The following is a 17,639-nucleotide window of genomic DNA, read 5'->3' as shown; positions in this document are numbered from 1 at the left end:
GCAGGGTCGGCGCGGCTCGGGACGCCCGGCCCGGCCCGCTCAGTCCAGCTGGGCGAGGGCCTCCATGGCGATCCGCTCGAAGACCTTCTCGTCCGCGGCGAAGTCGGAGTCCGGGACGGGCCAGTGGATCACGATCTCGGTGAAGCCCAGCTCCCGGTGGCGGCCGGCGAAGTCCACGAAGGCGTCCAGGGACGCGAGCGGCCGGCCGCGGTCCGGGGTGAAGCCGGTGAGCAGGACCTTGTCCAGCCCGGCGACGTCCCGCCCGGCGGCCTCGCACGCCTCGGACAGCTTGCCGATCTGCCCGCGCAGGGCCTCGACGGACTGCTCCGGCGTGCCGTTCTCGTACAGCTTCGGGTCGCCGGTGGTCACCCACGCCTGGCCGTGGCGCGCGGCGAGCTTCAGGCCGCGCGGGCCGGTGGCCGCCACGGCGAACGGCAGCCGGGGGCGCTGCACACAGCCGGGGATGTTCCGGGCCTCGTGCGCCGAGTAGAACCGGCCCTCGTACGACACCGCGTCCTCGGTGAGCAGCCGGTCCAGCAGGGGCACGAACTCGGCGAGCCGGTCGGCGCGCTCGCGCGGGGTCCACGGCTCCTGGCCGAGGGCGGTGGCGTCGAACCCGGTGCCGCCCGCGCCGATGCCGAGGGTGATCCGGCCGCCGGAGATGTCGTCCAGGGAGATCAGCTCCTTGGCGAGGGTCACCGGGTGGCGGAAGTTCGGCGAGGTGACCAGCGTGCCGAGGCGCAGCCGGTCGGTGGCCGCCGCGGCCGCCGTCAGCGTCGGGATCGCGCCGAACCAGGGGCCGTCACGGAAGCTGCGCCAGGACAGGTGGTCGTAGGTGTACGCCGTGTGGAAGCCGAGTTGCTCGGCGCGCACCCAGGCCGCACGGGCGCCCTCGTGCCAGCGGCGGTACGGCAGGATCACGGTGCTCAGACGCAGACTCATGGGTCCGAGCGTAAGCGGCGTTGCCGGGGCCGGACGAACCGGTCACGGTACGCGGCCGTAGGGCCACGCGGTGCGCGGGGGAGCCGGGGCCGTACTCCCTCAGCGGGCGCCGGGAAAGCGCAGGTAGCGCGGGGGTACGGCGGCCGTCAGCCAGACGCCGTTGGCGCTGACCTGGAAGACGTGGCCGTCGCGGTGCATGGCACCGGCGTCGACGGCCAGCACCACGGGACGGCCCCGGCGGGCGCCGACGCGGGTGGCGGTCTCCCGGTCGGCGGAGAGGTGGACGGCGTGCCGGGTCATGGGCCGCAGGCCCTCCGCGCGGATGGCGCCCAGGTGCGCGGCGACCGTGCCGTGGTAGAGGTACGGCGGTGGGGCCGCCGGGGGCAGGCCGAGGTCGACCTCGATGCTGTGGCCCTGGCTGGCGCGGATCCTGCCGCCCTCGATCACGAAGCGCCGTTTGTCGTTCGTGGCGACGACGTGATCGAGTTCCTCGCGGGTGAACCGGAAGCCGTGGGCCGTGGCCGCGGCGATCAGCGCCTCGATCTCCACCCAGCCGCCCGCGTCCGGGGTGAGTCCGATCCGCTCGGGCTGGTGGCGCAGGTGTCGGGAGAGGTATTTCGACACCTTCACGGTGCGGCGTTCGTCCATGGGACCAGGGTGGGGGAGAGACGCGGATCACGCAGGTTGTTTTTCTCCGGAGGTTTGATCCACAAGCAAGTGCGGTTATCCACAGGGGAATTGGCGAAGCTGTGGACAACCGGCGGGTGCGGGCCGCCGGGCAGCGGTGGTCACAGCCTCGGCTCCACGCGGGCGATCCGCCGCAACAGCCCCGGCGCGAAACGGGACAGCAGGTGCGCTCCCCTGGCCTCCGGGGTCACCGGGACCACCGCCTTGTTGTCGGCCACCGCGTCCAGGACGGCGGTCGCCACCTTCTCCGGCGGGTAGTTGCGCAGCGCGTACAGGCGGGCGGAGCGTTGCCGGCGGCGGAGCTGTTCCGCCTCGTCCACGCCGGCGAAGCGGGCCGTGGCGGTGATGTCGGTGTTGACGAAGCCCGGGCAGACGGCGGTGACGCCGATGCCCTGGGAGGCCAGTTCGGCGCGCAGGCACTCGGAGAGCATGAGCACGGCCGCCTTGGAGGTGCTGTAGGCAGGCAGGGCGCGCGAGGGCTGGTAGGCCGCCGCGGACGCGATGTTGACGATGTGGCCGCCCTGGCCGCGCTCGGCCATGCGCGCCCCGAAGAGCCGGCAACCGTGGATCACGCCCCACAGGTTGACGTCCAGCACCTTGCGCCAGTCGTCGGTCGTCGTGGCGAAGAAGGAGCCCGACAGGCCGATGCCGGCGTTGTTGACCAGCACGTCCAGCACGCCGTATGCGTGGTGGACCTTCTCCGCGAGTTTCTCCATGGCCTGTTCGTCGGAGACGTCGGCCGGTTCGGACCAGGCCTCGGCCGCCCCGGTCAGCCGGGCCAGTTCCGCGGTGCGGGCCGCGGCCTCGGCGTCGCGGTCGACGGCGATCACGCGCGCGCCGGCCTCCGCGAAGGCGAACGCGGTCGCCCGGCCGATCCCGCTGCCCGCGCCGGTGACCAGCACCAACTGCCCGGCGAACCGGTCGGCATGGCGGCCGGTGGCGGCCGGGGCGGGACGTCCGCCGGCCACCGAGGTCACGAACTCCTCGATCCAGGCGGCCACGTGGTCGGGCCGGGTGCGCGGGACCCAGTGCTTGGCCGGGAGCGTGCGGCGGGTCAGTTGCGGCACCCACCGGTCCAGGTCGTCGTAGAGCCGCTCGGAGAGGAACGCGTCCCCCTGGGGCGTGATGAGCTGCACGGGCACGTGGGCGTACGCGTCCGGGCGCGGCCTGCGCAGCCGGGCGCGGACGTTGTCCCGGTAGAGCCAGGCGCCGTGGGCCGCGTCGGAAGGGAGGGATCCGGTCGGGTAGTCGCCGCCGGGGACCCGCTCGACCCGCTCCAGGAGCTTCGGCCAGCGCTTGCCGAGCGGGCCGCGCCAGGCCAGCTCCGGCAGGACCGGCGTGTGCAGCAGGTAGACGTACCAGGACTTGGCGCCCTGCCCGAGGAGCTGGCCCACCCGGCGGGGCGTCGGCCGCTTCACGCGCGCGTCGATCCAGTGTCCGAAGTGGTCGAGGGACGGGCCGGAGATCGAGGTGAAGGAGGCGATACGGCCCTCCGTGCGGGCCACCGTGACGAACTCCCAGGACTGCACCGAGCCCCAGTCGTGCCCGACGAGGTGCACCGGCCGGTCCGGGCTGACCGCGTCGACGACGGCCAGGAAGTCGTCCGTGAGCTTGGCCAGGGTGAAGCCGCCGCGCAGCGGCCGGGGTGCCGTGGAGCGGCCGTGGCCCCGGACGTCGTAGAGGACGACGTGGAAGCGGTCGGCGAGCCGGGCGGCCACCTCCGACCAGACCTCCTTGCTGTCCGGGTAGCCGTGCACCAGGACCACCGTCGGCTGCTCCGGGTCGCCCAGTTCGGCCACGCACAGCTCGACCCCGCCGGTGCGCACCCAGCGCTCGCGCGCGTCTCGCAGTGTCACTTCTCCTCCGCCCAGCGCCGCACGTGCGGCAGATCGTCGTCCAGCCAGAACGCGCTCTCCCCGGGGTCCCGGGAGTCGGTGACCACCAGGATCTCCTCGAACTTCGCGCCCGTGCCACGGAAGCCGAGGTGCGGTTCGACCGCCCACAGGCCCGGCTGCGGCGGATGGTCCGAGAAGCGGTACGGCGACCACAGCGGCGACCAGCCCTCGCGGTGGCCGTGCAGCGCGTCGGCGGCGAGCCCCTTGAGGGACTGCGTGCCGAACCCGAACAGGTGCGGGGAGAAGCGGCGCTGCTTCACCCGGTCCACCTTGTGGGCGATCACCCCGAAGGGGTAGGCGCGGTGCCGGTTGGCGTAGCCCTGGCGGACCATGAGCCGGTCCACGTCCTGGTAGATCTCCCGCAGCGGGCGCCGTTCGCGCACCTCGCGCAGGATCAGTTCGCGGTGGGCCTCCAGGTCGGCCATCAGCCGGTCCTGCACGGGGTTCACGCCCAGCGAGCCGGAGTAGCCGATGTCCGCCGTGTATCCCTCGTACACCGGGGCCATGTCGAGGATGAACGGCATCCCCGGCGCCAGCGCGCGGTCGGTCGGGAAGAACTGCAGCGGGATGCGGAAGTTCACGAACGCCGTGCGGTCCCCGAACCAGGCGAAGGGGAGGTGGAACCAGTCCCGCACCCCGCGCTCGCGCAGCCACTCGCGCTGCATCCGCGCCGCCTCGCGCTCGGTCACGCCCGGCTCCAGGCGGGCCGCGACCGCCTCCGCGCACTCGTAGGCGAGGCGCTGCACCCGCCGGAACCCCCGCAGGTCCACGGAGGGTTCGCCGCTCACTGCCGTCGTCATGCCGCTCCGTCCGTCGAGCAAGCTACTTGTCCGTAACGTGACACAGGCGAATCTGGCAGTTGTTAGAGGCGGCGTCAATAGGCGGGATCAAGGGCGGTGGACGACGGCGGTTCCGACGTCCCCGGCCCCACCCGTGGGTGGGCAACCCCTAAGGCCCCGTAATACCTGGGGCGGAGGGGCAAACGGCTCTGAGGTCTGACGACGGACGTGGTCCGGATCACTACCGTCGAAGACGTGACTGTGATCGCGACCGAAAGCCTGAGCAAGCGGTTCCCCCGGGTGACCGCTCTCGACCGGCTGTCCGTGGACATCGGACCCGGTGTGACCGGACTCGTCGGGGCCAACGGCGCCGGCAAGTCCACCCTGATCAAGATCCTGCTGGGGCTGGCCCCCGCCACGGAGGGCCGCGCCGAGGTGCTCGGCCTGGACGTCGCCACCAAGGGCGCCGCCATCCGCGAGCGCGTGGGTTACATGCCGGAGCACGACTGCCTGCCGCCGGACGTCTCGGCCACCGAGTTCGTCGTCCACATGGCGCGCATGTCCGGCCTGCCGCCCACCGCCGCCCGCGAGCGCACCGCCGACACGCTGCGCCACGTCGGCCTGTACGAGGAGCGGTACCGCCCCATCGGCGGCTACTCGACCGGCATGAAGCAGCGGGTCAAGCTCGCCCAGGCGCTGGTGCACGACCCGCAGCTGGTCTTCCTGGACGAGCCGACCAACGGCCTCGACCCGGTCGGCCGCGACGACATGCTCGGCCTGATCCGCCGCATCCACACCGACTTCGGCATCTCCGTGCTGGTCACCTCGCACCTGCTGGGCGAACTGGAACGCACCTGCGACCACGTCGTCGTCATCGACGGCGGCAAGCTCCTGCGCTCCAGCTCCACCACCGACTTCACCCAGACCACGACGACCCTCGCGATCGAGGTCACCGACAGCGACACCCACCCGGACGGCACCCGCGCGGTCCGCGAGGCGCTCCACGCGCGCGGGGCCGACACGCACGCGGAGGCCGGCGGCCTGCCCGGCGCCGGCCACATCCTGCTGCTGACCGCCACGGGCGACGAGACCTACGACCTCGTCCGGGACGTGGTCGCCGACCTCGGCCTCGGCCTGGTCCGCATGGAACAGCGCCGGCACCACATCTCCGAGGTGTTCACCGGCAGCAGCGACGAACAGCGGAAGGAGGCCGTCGGCCATGGCGGTTGAGCAGCCCACGTACGCGGCGGCGACGCCCGCCGGCGACCAGACCCGCATCCACGACATCGGCTACCGCGGCTACGACGGCCCGCGCCTCGGCCGCGCCTACGCCCGCCGCTCGCTGTACTCGCAGTCCCTGCGCGGCTCCTACGGCCTCGGCCGCTCGGTGAAGTCCAAGGTGCTGCCGATGCTGCTGTTCGCGGTGATGTGCGTGCCCGCCGCCATCATGGTCGCCGTCGCCGTCGCCACCAAGGCGCACGAACTGCCGGTCGCCTACACCCGGTACGCGATCATCATGCAGGCCGTGATCAGCCTGTACGTCGCCTCGCAGGCACCCCAGGCGGTCTCCCGCGACCTGCGCTTCAAGACCGTACCGCTGTACTTCTCGCGGCCCATCGAGACCGCCGACTACGTCCGCGCCAAGTTCGCGGCGCTCGCCTCGGCGCTCTTCGTGCTCACCGGCGCCCCGCTGCTCGTGATGTACGCGGGCGCGCTGCTGTCCAAGATGGGCTTTGCCCACCAGACCAAGGAATTCGCCCAGGGACTGGTCGCCGTGGCCCTGCTCTCACTGCTCTTCGCCGGTATCGGCCTGGTCATCGCCGCGTTCACCCCGCGCCGCGGCTTCGGCATCGCCGCCGTGATCGCCGTACTGACCATCTCCTACGGCGCGGTGTCCACCCTCCAGGCCATCGCCGACACCCAGGGCAGCAGCAGCGCCGTCCCGTGGATCGGCCTGTTCTCGCCCATCACACTGATCGACGGCGTGCAGTCCGCCTTCCTCGGCGGCAGCTCCGCCTTCCCCGGCGGGACCGGCCCGTCCGGCGGCGAGGGCGCGGTCTACGTCCTGTTCGTCCTCGGCCTGACCGCCGCCTGCTACGGCCTCCTGGTCCGCCGCTACCGGAAGGTGGGCCTGTGATGACCACGCTCTCCATCGACCACGTCTCCCGCTGGTTCGGCAACGTCGTCGCCGTCAACGACATCACCATGACCATCGGCCCCGGCGTCACCGGCCTGCTCGGCCCCAACGGCGCCGGGAAGTCCACCCTGATCAACATGATGGGCGGCTTCCTCGCCCCCTCCACCGGCACGGTCACCCTCGACGGCCGGCCGGTGTGGCGCAACGAGTCCATCTACAAGCACATCGGCATCGTCCCCGAGCGGGAGGCGATGTACGACTTCCTCACCGGCCGCGAGTTCGTCGTCGCCAACGCCGAACTGCACGGCCTCGGCGACAAGGCCGCCCGGCGCGCCCTCGCCACGGTCGAGATGGAGTACGCGCAGGACCGGAAGATCTCCACGTACTCCAAGGGCATGCGGCAGCGCGTGAAGATGGCCAGCGCCCTCGTGCACGACCCCTCGCTGCTGCTGCTCGACGAGCCGTTCAACGGCATGGACCCGCGCCAGCGCATGCAACTGATGGACCTGCTGCGCAGGATGGGCGACGAGGGCCGCACGGTGCTGTTCTCCTCGCACATCCTGGAGGAGGTCGAGCAGCTCGCCCGGCACATCGAGGTCGTCGTCGCCGGACGGCACGCGGCCAGCGGCGACTTCCGCCGCATCCGCCGCCTGATGACCGACCGCCCGCACCGCTACCTGGTGCGCTCCAGCGACGACCGCGCCCTCGCGGCCGCGCTGATCGCCGACCCCTCCACGGCCGGCATCGAGGTCGACCACGCCGAGGGCGCCCTGCGCATCCAGGCCGTCGACTTCGGCCGCTTCACCGCCCTGCTGCCGAAGGTCGCCCGTGACCACGGCATCCGGCTCCACACGGTCTCGCCGTCCGACGAGTCACTGGAGTCCGTCTTCTCGTATCTGGTCGCGGCGTAGGAGGCCGAAGATGTACGACCCCACCGTCGCCCGGCTCACCTACCGGGCCCTGCTCGGCCGTCGCCGGGCCCTCATCCTCGGCGCGCTGCCGCTGCTGCTCATCGTGATCTCCGTGGCCGTGCGCGCCCTGACCGGGGCCGACGACCAGACGGCCGCCGACGTCCTCGGCGGGTTCGCGCTCGCCACCATGGTGCCGATCATCGGTGTCATCGCGGGTACGGGCGCGATCGGCCCGGAGATCGACGACGGCTCCGTGGTCTACCTGCTGTCCAAGCCGCTCAAGCGACCCGCGATCATCTTCACCAAGCTGATCGTCGCCATCGCCGTGACCATGGTCTTCTCGGCGGTGCCGACCCTGATCGCGGGCCTGATCCTGAACGGCAACGGCCAGCAGATCGCCGTCGCCTACATGGTCGCCGCGCTGGTCTCCTCCATCGCCTACTCGGCGCTCTTCCTGCTGCTCGGCACGGTCTCCCGGCACGCGGTGGTCTTCGGGCTGGTCTACGCCCTGGTCTGGGAGGCGCTGTTCGGCTCCCTGGTGCCGGGCGCGCGCACCCTGAGCGTCCAGCAGTGGTCGCTGGCCGTCGCCCACAAGCTGGCCGGCGGGGACCTGGTGACCTCCGAGGTGGGCCTGCCGACGGCCACCGTGCTGCTGGTGGCGGTCACCGTGCTGGCCACCTGGTACGCCGGGCAGAAGCTGCGCTCGCTGACGCTGGCGGGCGAGGAGTGAGCCCCGAGGGACCGCTGCGGCCTTGACGGGGACTTGACCCCGCCCCGGGCACACTGGGCAGGACGGATCACGGCTGGGAGGCCACGGAATGGCTGAGGAGACGCCGCAGGAAGGACGGGGGCCCGCCGGCGAGGACGTCTGGAACGACGTCGTCCTGGACGAGGCGTTCGTCCGGGCGGCCGAGACCTCCGAGCCGTCCGCCCGGGCCCGGATGCTCGCCGCGCGCTGGCGGGCCGAGGCGCCGGAGCCGCAGCCCTGGCGCTCCGAGGAGCCTCCGGCCGGCTGGTTCTTCGGCAAGGCGCGGCGCCGCAGATGGCGCCGCCGGTAGCGGCCGTTTGTTCGGTTTTATTCGGTGGCGCCCAACTCGGTGGCGAGGCACAGTGGTTGTGCACCATCCGCCGGGATCGTCCCGGCGTCACCGACTGGGAGCGGAGGTGGGCGATGTCCATGCACGGCAGTACGCCCAGCTCCCGACAGGGCAGCCCGAGGCCGGCTCCGGGGTGATTCCCTACCGCTCCGTGGAGCCACGGAAGCTGCCCGGGGCGGTCGCTTCGAGCACGCGATGTCGCTCTCGCGTGGACCGCCCACCCGGAGGATTGGCCGAGTGGTAAGGCACCGGCTCGCTCTGTGTTCCCGCACGAGCGAGTCGTGGTCGGGCGCGGAAACGCCCGCGCACGTTCGATCCGTGCATCCTCCGCGAGACGTCGCCGCCCCGCGGCGCTAGGCGCCCCGTGCGTCCGCGATCCTGTCCAGTTCCCGCATCGCCTCCGCGTGGGCGCTCATCGTGCGCTGGACCATGCCGGTCGTGAGGAGGACCGCGCCGGCGAGGGAGACCGGGACGGACAGGCCGAGAACGGCCAGGACCTCGGGCCAGTCGCGTTCGTTCGCGCAGTAATCGCCCTTGTACAGGCCCTCGTTGGCGGTGCCGCGGTCCGTGAGCAGACGGGACTCGCACTGCCTGGGGTACTGGTCGTCCGGCTTGCGCTCCGCCTCGTACGGCGTGAGCAGCAGGACGGCGCACCAGGTCCACAGCAGCCCCGCCACGGCGAGCAGACCGATGCCCCAGGCGCGTATCCGGCTGGCGCGGTCGCGGAAGTCGAGGTCGTAGTCGCGTGATCGCATGGCCGCCGAATCTAGCAACCGGCACGGAACCAGGCCGTCCGGGCGGGCCGGTCGGACCGAAGTATGAGCGTATGTGCCGCGCGGGGGTGTCCGGCCGGGGCATGTCGCGCGACGAAGGACCCGTACGGCCGTATGGTCAGCGTGTCCTGGTACAGGCAGTTTTGCCGCTTCTAGCATGTGCGGGCATGTTCTCCTCCCTTCGTGGCCCTCTTCGGGGTCGTCTCCCTCGGCTCCGGCGGCTGCCGGTCCGGGCCGGCACCGCGGCCGCCGCGGCGCTGGCGCTCCTGCTCGCCTCGCCCGGTCCCGCGCAGGCCGCCTCCGGTGACCTCGATCCCTCGTTCGGCGGCAGCGGAAGAGTGGTCAGCCTCAACCTCTCCGCCCCGGAGGACGGGCACGGTCTCGCCGTACAGGACGACGGCAAGCTGGTCGTGCTCGGAAGCTTCTACGGCGAGGGCACCGGTCCCGACTTCGCGATGGAGCGGTACAACCCCGACGGCACCCTGGACAGCGGCTTCGGAAACCAGGGCGTCGTCACCACCGACTTCCAGCAGGGCGAGGAAGTGTCCCGCGGTGTCGCGCTGCAACCGGACGGCAAGATCGTCGTCGTGGGCACCTCGCAACGGCCCGGGTCCGAGGGCTGCTGCTGGTTCACGGTGGCCCGCTTCCAGCCCGACGGGGATCTGGACACCGGCTTCGGCGACGGCGGTCGTACGATCACCGACTTCGGCGACGACGGCGCCGCCGACGCCTACGCGGTCACCGTGCAGTCCGACGGCCGGATCGTCGCCGTCGGCCAGTCCGGCGGTGACATCGCGGTGGCCCGCTACGACTCCGGCGGCAACCCGGACCCCACCTTCAGCGGCGACGGCCGGCTGACCACGCACTTCTCCGGGGGCGACATCTCGATCGCCCAGGACGTGGCGGTGCAGTCCGACGGCCGGATCGTCGTCGCCGGCGGTGTCGGACTCGGCAACCCCGGCTACCGGCCGGGCTTCGCCCTGGTCCGCTATAACGCGAACGGCAGCCTGGACTCCGGGTTCGACGGCGACGGCAAGCGGGTCGTGAGCTTCAGCGGGGAGGCCCAGGGGTACGGGCTGGTGCTCGTCCCGGGTGGTGACATGGCGGTCGCCGGGTACGTCACGCCCTCCGGCGGCAGCAGCCGGTTCGCGCTGGCCCGGCTCAACTCCGACGGCTCCCTGGACTCCGGGTTCGACGGGGACGGCAAGGTGACGACGACGTTCGCGGCGGGCGCTCGCGCACACGACCTGGCACTCCAGTCCGACGGCGAGCTGGTCGCCGCCGGCACCCGGGGCGGTGACTGGGCCCTGGCGCGCTACACCACGGACGGCGGCCTGGACACCGGGTTCTCCGGTGACGGCAAGGTGGTCACCGACTTCTCCCCCGGGGCGTCCGACCACGCGCGCGACGTCGCGGTGCAGGCCGACGGCAGGATCGTGGCCGCCGGGGACGCCGACAGTTATCTGGCCCTGGCCCGCTACCTGCCGTGACCGGGCGGGCGGCGCGCTGCCCCGCTAGCCGAGCAGCCGCTCCAGCACCACCGCGATGCCGTCCTCCTCGTGGGACGACGTGACCTCGTCGGCCACCGCCTTCAGTTCCTCGTGGGCGTTGGCCATGGCCACGCCGTGGGAGGCCCAGGCGAACATCGGGATGTCGTTGGGCATGTCGCCGAAGGCGATCGTGTCGGCGGCCTTCAGGCCCAGCCTGCGGGCCGCCAGCGACAGGCCCGTGGCCTTGGACAGGCCGAGCGGCAGCAGCTCGACGATGCCCGCGCCCGCCATGGCCACCGTGACGAAGCCGCCGGCCGTCCGCCGGGCCGCGTCCGCCAGCTCGTCGTCGCTCAGCGTCGGGTGCTGGATGTAGATCTTGTTCAGCGGCGCCGTCCAGAGGTCGGAGGCGTCCGTGAACGGGGTCGCGGGCAGCGAGCCGGTGACCGCGTACCCCGGGCCCACCAGCACCTCGCCGTCGAGGCCGTCCCGGCTGGCCGCCAGATACAGCGGACCCACCTCGGCCTCGATCTTCGCCAGGGCCACGCCCGCCAGCTGCCGGTCCAGGGTGACCGAGGTCAGCAGGCGGTGCGACCCGGCGTCGTAGACCTGGGCGCCCTGGCCGCAGACGGCGAGGCCGTCGTAGCCGAGGTCGTCCAGGATGTGCCGGGTCCACGGGACCGCGCGGCCGGTGACGACGATGTGCGCGGCGCCCGCCGCGGTGGCCGCGGCGAGCGCGTCACGGGTGCGCTGCGAGATCGTCTCGTCCGGGCCCAGCAGCGTTCCGTCGAGGTCGGTGGCGACGAGCCCGTAGGGGAAGCTCACCGGGACACCGGCTCCAGGACCTCGCGGCCGCCCAGGTACGGGCGCAGCACCTCGGGGACCCGGACGGAGCCGTCGGCCTGCTGGTGGTTCTCCAGGATCGCCACGATCGTGCGCGGTACGGCGCACAGCGTGCCGTTGAGGGTGGCGAGCGGCTTGACCTGCTTGCCGTCGCGGACCCGGATGGACAGCCGGCGGGACTGGAACTCGGTGCAGTCCGAGGTCGAGGTCAGCTCGCGGTACTTGCCCTGGGTCGGGATCCACGCCTCGCAGTCGTACTTGCGGGCGGCCGAGGAGCCGAGGTCACCGGAGGCGACGTCGATGACGCGGAACGGCAGCTCCAGCGAGGTCAGCCACTGCTTCTCCCACTCCAGCAGGCGCTGGTGCTCGGCCTGGGAGTCCTCGGGCGCGACGTACGAGAACATTTCGACCTTGTCGAACTGGTGCACGCGGAAGATGCCCCGGGTGTCCTTGCCGTGCGAGCCGGCCTCGCGGCGGAAGCACGGGGAGAAGCCCGCGTACCGCAGCGGCAGCCGGTCGGCGTCGATGATCTCGTCCATGTGGTAGGCCGCCAGCGGGACCTCGGAGGTGCCGACCAGGTACAGGTCGTCCTTGTCGAGGTGGTAGACGTCCTGGGCGGCCTGGCCGAGGAAGCCGGTGCCGGCCATGGACTGCGGGCGGACCAGCGCCGGGGTCAGCATCGGCGTGAAGCCGGCGGCGGTCGCCTGGGCGATGGCCGCGTTCACCAGGGCCAGCTCCAGCAGGGCGCCGACGCCGGTGAGGAAGTAGAAGCGGGAGCCGGAGACCTTGGCGCCGCGCTCGACGTCGATGGCGCCGAGCAGCTGGCCCAGCTCCAGGTGGTCCTTGGGCGCGAAGCCCTCGGCACCGAAGTCGCGGATCGTGCCGTGCGTCTCCAGCGTGACGAAGTCCTCCTCGCCGCCGACGGGCACGTCGGGGTGGACGAGGTTGCCGAGCCGGAGCAGCAGCTCCTGGGTCTCGGCGTCGGCCGCGTCGCGCTCGGCGTCGGCGGCCTTGACGTCGGCCTTCAGCTGCTCGGCGCGCTTGAGCAGCTCGGCCTTCTCGTCGCCGGTGGCCTTGGGGATCTGCTTGCCGAGCTGCTTCTGCTCGGCGCGCAGTTCGTCGAAGCGGACGCCGGAGGACCTGCGCCGCTCGTCGGCAGACAGGAGGGCGTCGACGAGCGCGACGTCCTCTCCACGGGCGCGCTGGGACGCGCGCACACGGTCGGGGTCCTCACGGAGCAGGCGAAGGTCAATCACGTGGCCAAGGCTACCGGTGCGGGGTCGTGGCTCACGAATCACTATTCCGGGGAGTTCTGATTCGCGGCTTACCGTCCGTTATGCGTTAATTGCCGAGCGTGTCACTCCGTCAGGCCCCGTACGTCCACGGTGTGCGTCAAGGGAAAAGTGTCTCACTCCCTGGGACGGAGCAGGCCCCAGGCGCCCGGTTGACCCGATTCCCTTGGGGGAAACGGGATTTGGCGGCCCGGTTGTCCACAGGAATCCACACCCTCCCAAGAGTTATCCACAGGCTGTGTGGAAGGTCTGTGGATTTCGGAATTGATCACTCCGGAAAGCGCGAACGCGCTGAAGAATTCCCGGGTCAAACCCTGTCGACACCCACGTTCGGGTGGAAAACGGTCGCCCCAAAAGATGAACCAAAGGAAACAGGTGGACGAAGGGTGACCCAGGGGCGGATGGCCTCCGTCGGGGGTTCCAGGGCGATTTGTCGACCCGGTGGCCCTGTCCTGTCGACTTGTCCCCAGGTCGAGAAGGGCGCCTGTGGATAACTCCTGTGGATAACGTTCGTATGCAGGTACGACCGGGTGCGGACCGAGGGTGGAGGGGCTAGAACCGGCCGTCCTGGCAGCGCGCCACCCAGTCCGCCGCCGCCATGAACTCCTCGTCCGACGTGCCCGGCGGCGTCGGTCCGGCCTCGCCCGGTGCGATGTCGGCACGGGGATAGGAACCGAGGTAGCGGACCTGGAGGCAGATCCGCCGCAGTCCCGTCAGTGCCTCCGCCATCCGCCGGTCGGCGATATGGCCCTCGGCGTCGATGCAGAAGCAGTAATTGCCGATGCCGGCGCCGGTCGGCCGGGACTGGAGCAGCATCAGGTTGATGCCCCGCGAGGCGAACTCGCCGAGCAGGTCGCGCAGCGCGCCGGGGTGGTCGTCGCGCTGCCACAGCACCACCGAGGTCTTGTCGGCGCCGGTGGGCGCGGCCGGCCGGGCCGGGCGGCCGACCAGCACGAACCGGGTCTGCGCGTTCTCCGCGTCGTGGATCCCGGTCTCCAGCGCCTCCAGGCCGTACCGGGCGGCGGCGAACTCGCCCGCGAAGGCGGCGTCGTAGCGGCCCTCCTGGACCAGCCGGGCGGCGTCCGCGTTGGAGGCGGCCGACTCCCACAGGGCGTCCGGGAGGTTGGCGCGCAGCCAGTTGCGCACCTGGGGCTGGGCCGCCGGGTGCGCGGAGACCGTCTTGATGTCCGTGAGCTTCGTGCCGGGGCGGACCAGCAGCGCGAAGGTGATCGACAGCAGCACCTCGCGGTAGATCATCAGCGGTTCGCCGGCGACCAGCTCGTCCAGGGTGGTGGTGATGCCGCCCTCGACGGAGTTCTCGATCGGCACGAACGCGGCCTCGGCCTCGCCGGCCCGCACCGCGTCCAGCGCGGACTGCACCGACACGTACGGGATCAGCTCCCGGGTGGCCGCCTCCGGAAGCGTGCGCAGAGCGACCTCGGTGAAGGTGCCCTCCGGGCCGAGATAGGCATAGCTCGCTGGCATGTCACTCACCCTAATGGCCGCGGGGAGACCCGTTGCACGTGTCTCATGAATGCCACTCGACCGGGTGGTTTGAACCCGGTTCACCCCTCCAGCAGCCGCTGACCCACGTATTCGCCCTTCGCCGCCCCGCCCGGCACCGCGAACAGGCCGCTGGCCTCGTGCCGGATGTACTTCGACAGCGCGTCGCCCCGGTCGAGCTTGCGCTGCACCGGTACGAAGCCGCGCAGCGGGTCCGCCTGCCAGCAGACGAAGAGGAGACCGGCGTCGGGCGTGCCGTCCGCGTCGATGCCGTCGTGGTAGGAGAACGGGCGCCGCAGCATGGCCGCGCCACCGTTCTGGTCGGGCCGGGTGATCCGCGCGTGCGCGTTCCGCGGGACGACGTAGTCGCCGTGCGCGTCGGTCTTCTCCAGGTCCATCGGGGTGGTCTCGTCGCCGCCGGACAGCGGTGCCCCGTCGGCCTTGCGGCGCCCGATGACCTGCTCCTGGGCGGCGAGCGACAGCTTCTCCCAGTCGTCCAGGAGCATGCGGATCCGGCGTACGACGGCGTAGGAGCCGTTCGCCATCCAGGCCGGCGCGCCCGAGGCGGGCACGAAGATCTGCCGGTCGAAGTCGGCGTCGGCGGGCTTCGGGTTCCGGGTGCCGTCGACCTGGCCCATGAGGTTGCGGGCCGTCATGGGGTGGGCGGTGGCGCCCGGGCTGCGGTTGAAGCCGTTCATCTGCCAGCGCACCCGCGCGGCCGAGCCCGCGTCCTTCTGGATCGCGCGCAGCGCGTGGAAGGCGACCAGGGCGTCGTTCGCGCCGATCTGCACCCACAGGTCGCCGTCGCTGCGGGACGTGTCGAGCTGGTCGGAGGAGAAGGCCGGCAGCGGGTCCAGGGCGGCCGGCCGCTGCTTCTCCAGGCCGGTCCGGCCGAAGAAACCGTGGCCGAAGCCGAAGGTGACGGTCAGCGAGGACGGGCCCGCGTCCCGGGCCACACCGGTGTCGCCGTGCGGGGCGTCCTCGCCCGCCATCAGCCGCTCGGCCGTCGCCGACCAGCGGCGCAGCAGGGCCGCTGCCTCCTTGCGGCCCGCGCCCGGCGCCAGGTCGAAGGCGACGAGATGGCCGCGCGCCTGGAGGCCCTCGGTGATGCCGGGCTGATGTTTCCCGTGAAACATCGCCCGGTCGGAGCCCACCGAGGTCAGCGGGGTGGCCCCGGCGGGCGCGGCGGCGTACCCCACGGCCCCGCCGGCGGCGCCCAGCACGAGGCCGGTGGCGCCGGCGGTGCCCAGCAGGGCGCGCCGCGAAATGCCGCCGGTGCCGGGGACGGGTGCGGGCCGCGCCGGCGGCGCCTCGGGCGTACGGGCCTGGGGGACGGACTGGTCGGGCATGGTGCGGTTAGCCGATCTGCGCGTTCTTGGAGACGGTGACCTGGTCGATGTCGGAGGTGCGGACCGTGACGGCGATCTTCCAGTCGCCGGCCATGGGGATCTGCACGCCGTTCGCCGACCAGTGGCCGGTGGCGATGTGGTCGGGGTTCACGGGGAGCGGGCCGATCTTCTTCGCCTCCAGGGTGAAGGAGAGCTTCACCTCGGGGACGTCGAAGGCCCGGCCGTTGGGCCGCTGGACGTAGACGTGCATCTCGTTGCCGCCGACGCGCGCGGGGTCGAGGTCGATGCTGACGACGCCCTTGCCGTCGGCGCCGCCGGTGTCGAACGGCATGTCCAGGGTGAGCGCGCCGGACGTCGCCGAGGTGTCGGAGCCGGCCGACGCGGAGGTGGCCGCCTTGGCCTCCTGCTCGGTGCGGCCCGGCTCGGTCTGGGTGAGCGCGGTGGTGACGGCGAGCAGCACGAGGGCGACGCCGGCCTCGGCGAGCACCGAGCGGCGCAGGCCGAAGCGGTTCGGGTCGGCGTCGCGCAGCCGCTTCTCGCGGGCGGCGTCCACGGCCGCGCGCTGCCGGGCGAGCTGGGCGGCACGTCCGGAGTCGGGGGCGCCGGTGCCGCCGCCCTTGCCGCCGCCGGCCTTCTGCGAGGCGGCGACCTGCTCCTTGCGGGCCTGGACCTGGGTCCTGCGCGTCGCCTTCCCGGTACGGGCGACCGGGTCGGTGAGCCGGCCGGTCCAGCGCCGGGACACGGCCGCGATGCCGACCAGCACCGCCACCAGGGCGATCTTGACCAGCAGCAGCTGTCCGTAGCGGGTCTCGGTGAACGCCGACCAGGAGCCGAGCTGCCGCCAGGACTGGTAGACGCCGGTGACCACGAGGGCGAGGACGGAACCGAAGGCCACCCGGGAGTAGCGCCGCACGGCGGCGGCCTCGACCGGGATGTCGGCGGGTGCCCGGTACAGGGCGGTCAGCAGGGCGGTGAGGCCGCCCAGCCAGGCGGCCACGGCCAGCAGGTGGACGACGTCGACCGGCATGGCGAGGCCCGGCTGGAGCCCGGTGGAGGCGTGCTCGGCCATGGCCCAGCTGGCCGCGAGCCCGGCCGCGACGACCACTCCGCCGACCGCGAGCCCGAAGGTCAGGTCGCGCTTGTCCTCTCCGTCCTCGCGGCGGGTGTAGGTGCCGAAGAGGACGGCGACGAACAGCGCGGCGGCGGCGAGCAGCAGCAGCCGGGAGACCAGGGCGGCACCGGTCTTGGTCTGGAGCACCTGGCCGAGCAGGTCGAGGTCGAAGACGTCGGCGACCTTCCCGGAGCCGGTGTAGGAGCCGCGCAGGAGCAGCAGCCACAGGGTGGCCGCGGTCAGCGCGACCCAGCCGCCGACGACCAGCCGCTGCAGGGGCCGTACGCCAGCGCCGCGCTGCCAGCAGGCGAGCACGAAGGCGGCGCCGCCGGCGAGCACGATGAAGCCGGCGTACGACACGTACCGCCCGAACGCGTAGAGCCCGCCCACGACTCCGCCGCCGGCGGCCGGCCCGGTGCCGGAGACGACGGTCTGCGAGGGCGCCCCGATGGAGAAGGTGTAGGCGCCGGCGACGGGGTGGCTGTCGGCGGAGACGACCTGGTAGGTGACGGTGTAGGTGCCCTTGGCGAGGCCGCTCTTGAGCTGCACGGCGTACGTCGTCCCGCTCACGTTGGCGGGGCTGCCCGTCTGCACCGGCCTGCCCTTGGGGTCGAGGACGCGCAGGGAGTCGTCGTTCAACGCCACCTTCTCGGAGAAGGTGAGCGACACCTGGGTGGGCGCCTTGTCGGCCACCACCCCCTGTGCGGGGTCGCTGCCGGTCAGCGCCGCATGGGCGGAGGCCGGTCCCGCGCCCGCCAGCAGTGCGCCGGTGACGGTGATGAACAGCAGCACCAGGATCCGCAGGCGGGGGGTGATGGTCCGGGTCACGGTGG

Annotated in this window: 16 protein-coding genes and 1 tRNA gene; 7 read left to right on the top strand and 10 right to left on the bottom strand. The window is 72.3% G+C overall.

Annotated features, from left to right (window positions below; all coding sequences use genetic code 11):
- Positions 1-39: 39 nt before the first annotated feature.
- The 4 genes from ABZ923_RS17125 to ABZ923_RS17110 all read right to left on the bottom strand — a co-directional run bounded on the left by ABZ923_RS17125 (position 40) and on the right by ABZ923_RS17110 (position 4,324).
- On the bottom strand, positions 40-942 hold the full coding sequence (locus tag ABZ923_RS17125; protein ID WP_361471798.1) for an LLM class flavin-dependent oxidoreductase: 903 nt from the start codon (positions 940-942) through the stop codon (positions 40-42).
- A gap of 99 nt (positions 943-1,041) precedes the next feature.
- Positions 1,042-1,590: an RNA 2'-phosphotransferase gene (locus ABZ923_RS17120; protein WP_361471795.1), complete on the bottom strand. Its 549-nt coding sequence runs from the start codon at positions 1,588-1,590 to the stop codon at positions 1,042-1,044.
- Between the two features lie 140 nt (positions 1,591-1,730).
- Positions 1,731-3,485 carry an SDR family oxidoreductase gene (locus ABZ923_RS17115; RefSeq protein ID WP_361471793.1) on the bottom strand — a complete coding sequence of 585 codons (1,755 nt, stop codon included), beginning with the start codon at positions 3,483-3,485 and terminating at the stop codon, positions 1,731-1,733.
- Positions 3,482-4,324 (bottom strand): M24 family metallopeptidase, encoded by an 843-nt coding sequence (locus ABZ923_RS17110; protein ID WP_361471790.1) that lies wholly within the window; start codon positions 4,322-4,324, stop codon positions 3,482-3,484. The genes ABZ923_RS17115 and ABZ923_RS17110 overlap by 4 nt, the downstream gene beginning before the upstream one ends.
- Before the next feature lie 240 nt (positions 4,325-4,564).
- Here ABZ923_RS17110 and ABZ923_RS17105 point away from each other — a divergent pair, with 240 nt between their 5' ends.
- The 6 genes from ABZ923_RS17105 to ABZ923_RS17080 all read left to right on the top strand — a co-directional run bounded on the left by ABZ923_RS17105 (position 4,565) and on the right by ABZ923_RS17080 (position 8,778).
- Entirely contained in the window at positions 4,565-5,533 is a 969-nt protein-coding gene (locus ABZ923_RS17105; RefSeq protein WP_361471886.1) for an ABC transporter ATP-binding protein, read from the top strand.
- Positions 5,523-6,440, top strand: coding sequence for an ABC transporter permease subunit (locus tag ABZ923_RS17100; RefSeq protein ID WP_361471788.1), 918 nt, complete (start codon positions 5,523-5,525; stop codon positions 6,438-6,440). The genes ABZ923_RS17105 and ABZ923_RS17100 overlap by 11 nt, the downstream gene beginning before the upstream one ends.
- The gene (locus ABZ923_RS17095; protein ID WP_361471785.1) at positions 6,440-7,351 is read left to right on the top strand and encodes an ABC transporter ATP-binding protein; all 912 of its coding nucleotides are present in this window, start codon (positions 6,440-6,442) and stop codon (positions 7,349-7,351) included. The genes ABZ923_RS17100 and ABZ923_RS17095 overlap by 1 nt, the downstream gene beginning before the upstream one ends.
- A gap of 10 nt (positions 7,352-7,361) precedes the next feature.
- The gene (locus ABZ923_RS17090; protein ID WP_361471783.1) at positions 7,362-8,081 is read left to right on the top strand and encodes an ABC transporter permease; all 720 of its coding nucleotides are present in this window, start codon (positions 7,362-7,364) and stop codon (positions 8,079-8,081) included.
- Between the two features lie 88 nt (positions 8,082-8,169).
- Complete coding sequence (locus ABZ923_RS17085) at positions 8,170-8,409, top strand: hypothetical protein (RefSeq protein ID WP_361471780.1); 240 nt, start codon at positions 8,170-8,172, stop codon at positions 8,407-8,409.
- A 262-nt stretch (positions 8,410-8,671) separates the two neighbouring features.
- Positions 8,672-8,778: transfer RNA gene (locus ABZ923_RS17080), tRNA-OTHER, on the top strand.
- A 23-nt stretch (positions 8,779-8,801) separates the two neighbouring features.
- On the opposite strand, the gene ABZ923_RS17075 is transcribed toward ABZ923_RS17080, so the two are convergent.
- Positions 8,802-9,203 (bottom strand): hypothetical protein, encoded by a 402-nt coding sequence (locus ABZ923_RS17075; protein ID WP_361471778.1) that lies wholly within the window; start codon positions 9,201-9,203, stop codon positions 8,802-8,804.
- Positions 9,204-9,388: 185 nt separating this feature from the next.
- Here ABZ923_RS17075 and ABZ923_RS17070 point away from each other — a divergent pair, with 185 nt between their 5' ends.
- Positions 9,389-10,711, top strand: a complete 1,323-nt coding sequence (locus tag ABZ923_RS17070; protein WP_361471775.1) for a delta-60 repeat domain-containing protein — start codon at positions 9,389-9,391, stop codon at positions 10,709-10,711.
- 24 nt (positions 10,712-10,735) lie between these two features.
- On the opposite strand, the gene ABZ923_RS17065 is transcribed toward ABZ923_RS17070, so the two are convergent.
- From ABZ923_RS17065 to ABZ923_RS17045, 5 genes are all read right to left on the bottom strand, one after another.
- The gene (locus tag ABZ923_RS17065; RefSeq protein WP_361471772.1) at positions 10,736-11,533 is read right to left on the bottom strand and encodes an HAD family hydrolase; all 798 of its coding nucleotides are present in this window, start codon (positions 11,531-11,533) and stop codon (positions 10,736-10,738) included.
- Positions 11,530-12,807 carry a serine--tRNA ligase gene (gene serS, locus ABZ923_RS17060; protein WP_361471770.1) on the bottom strand — a complete coding sequence of 426 codons (1,278 nt, stop codon included), beginning with the start codon at positions 12,805-12,807 and terminating at the stop codon, positions 11,530-11,532. The genes ABZ923_RS17065 and serS overlap by 4 nt, the downstream gene beginning before the upstream one ends.
- Before the next feature lie 588 nt (positions 12,808-13,395).
- Positions 13,396-14,328, bottom strand: coding sequence for a prephenate dehydratase (gene pheA, locus ABZ923_RS17055; protein ID WP_361471767.1), 933 nt, complete (start codon positions 14,326-14,328; stop codon positions 13,396-13,398).
- Between the two features lie 80 nt (positions 14,329-14,408).
- Positions 14,409-15,695 (bottom strand): iron uptake transporter deferrochelatase/peroxidase subunit, encoded by a 1,287-nt coding sequence (efeB, locus tag ABZ923_RS17050; protein ID WP_361471764.1) that lies wholly within the window; start codon positions 15,693-15,695, stop codon positions 14,409-14,411.
- A 7-nt stretch (positions 15,696-15,702) separates the two neighbouring features.
- Positions 15,703-17,634: a copper resistance protein CopC gene (locus ABZ923_RS17045; protein WP_361471762.1), complete on the bottom strand. Its 1,932-nt coding sequence runs from the start codon at positions 17,632-17,634 to the stop codon at positions 15,703-15,705.
- Positions 17,635-17,639 lie beyond the last annotated feature (5 nt).

This window comes from Streptomyces sp. NPDC046881 (assembly GCF_040645015.1).
Classification (GTDB): domain Bacteria; phylum Actinomycetota; class Actinomycetes; order Streptomycetales; family Streptomycetaceae; genus Streptomyces.
Note: the sequence above shows the minus strand (reverse complement) of the source record. Positions and strands in the feature narration are given on the sequence as shown.

Excerpts from the sequence above, each read along its gene's own strand:
- ABZ923_RS17100 (WP_361471788.1), top strand. The coding sequence starts at position 5,523 with ATGGCGGTTGAGCAGCCCACGTACGCGGCGGCGACGCCCGCCGGCGAC.
- ABZ923_RS17125 (WP_361471798.1), bottom strand. The coding sequence starts at position 942 with ATGAGTCTGCGTCTGAGCACCGTGATCCTGCCGTACCGCCGCTGGCAC.
- pheA (WP_361471767.1), bottom strand. The coding sequence starts at position 14,328 with ATGCCAGCGAGCTATGCCTATCTCGGCCCGGAGGGCACCTTCACCGAG.
- ABZ923_RS17110 (WP_361471790.1), bottom strand. The coding sequence starts at position 4,324 with ATGACGACGGCAGTGAGCGGCGAACCCTCCGTGGACCTGCGGGGGTTC.
- ABZ923_RS17070 (WP_361471775.1), top strand. The coding sequence starts at position 9,389 with ATGTTCTCCTCCCTTCGTGGCCCTCTTCGGGGTCGTCTCCCTCGGCTC.
- ABZ923_RS17085 (WP_361471780.1), top strand. The coding sequence starts at position 8,170 with ATGGCTGAGGAGACGCCGCAGGAAGGACGGGGGCCCGCCGGCGAGGAC.
- ABZ923_RS17095 (WP_361471785.1), top strand. The coding sequence starts at position 6,440 with ATGACCACGCTCTCCATCGACCACGTCTCCCGCTGGTTCGGCAACGTC.
- efeB (WP_361471764.1), bottom strand. The coding sequence starts at position 15,695 with ATGCCCGACCAGTCCGTCCCCCAGGCCCGTACGCCCGAGGCGCCGCCG.
- ABZ923_RS17090 (WP_361471783.1), top strand. The coding sequence starts at position 7,362 with ATGTACGACCCCACCGTCGCCCGGCTCACCTACCGGGCCCTGCTCGGC.
- ABZ923_RS17075 (WP_361471778.1), bottom strand. The coding sequence starts at position 9,203 with ATGCGATCACGCGACTACGACCTCGACTTCCGCGACCGCGCCAGCCGG.
- ABZ923_RS17120 (WP_361471795.1), bottom strand. The coding sequence starts at position 1,590 with ATGGACGAACGCCGCACCGTGAAGGTGTCGAAATACCTCTCCCGACAC.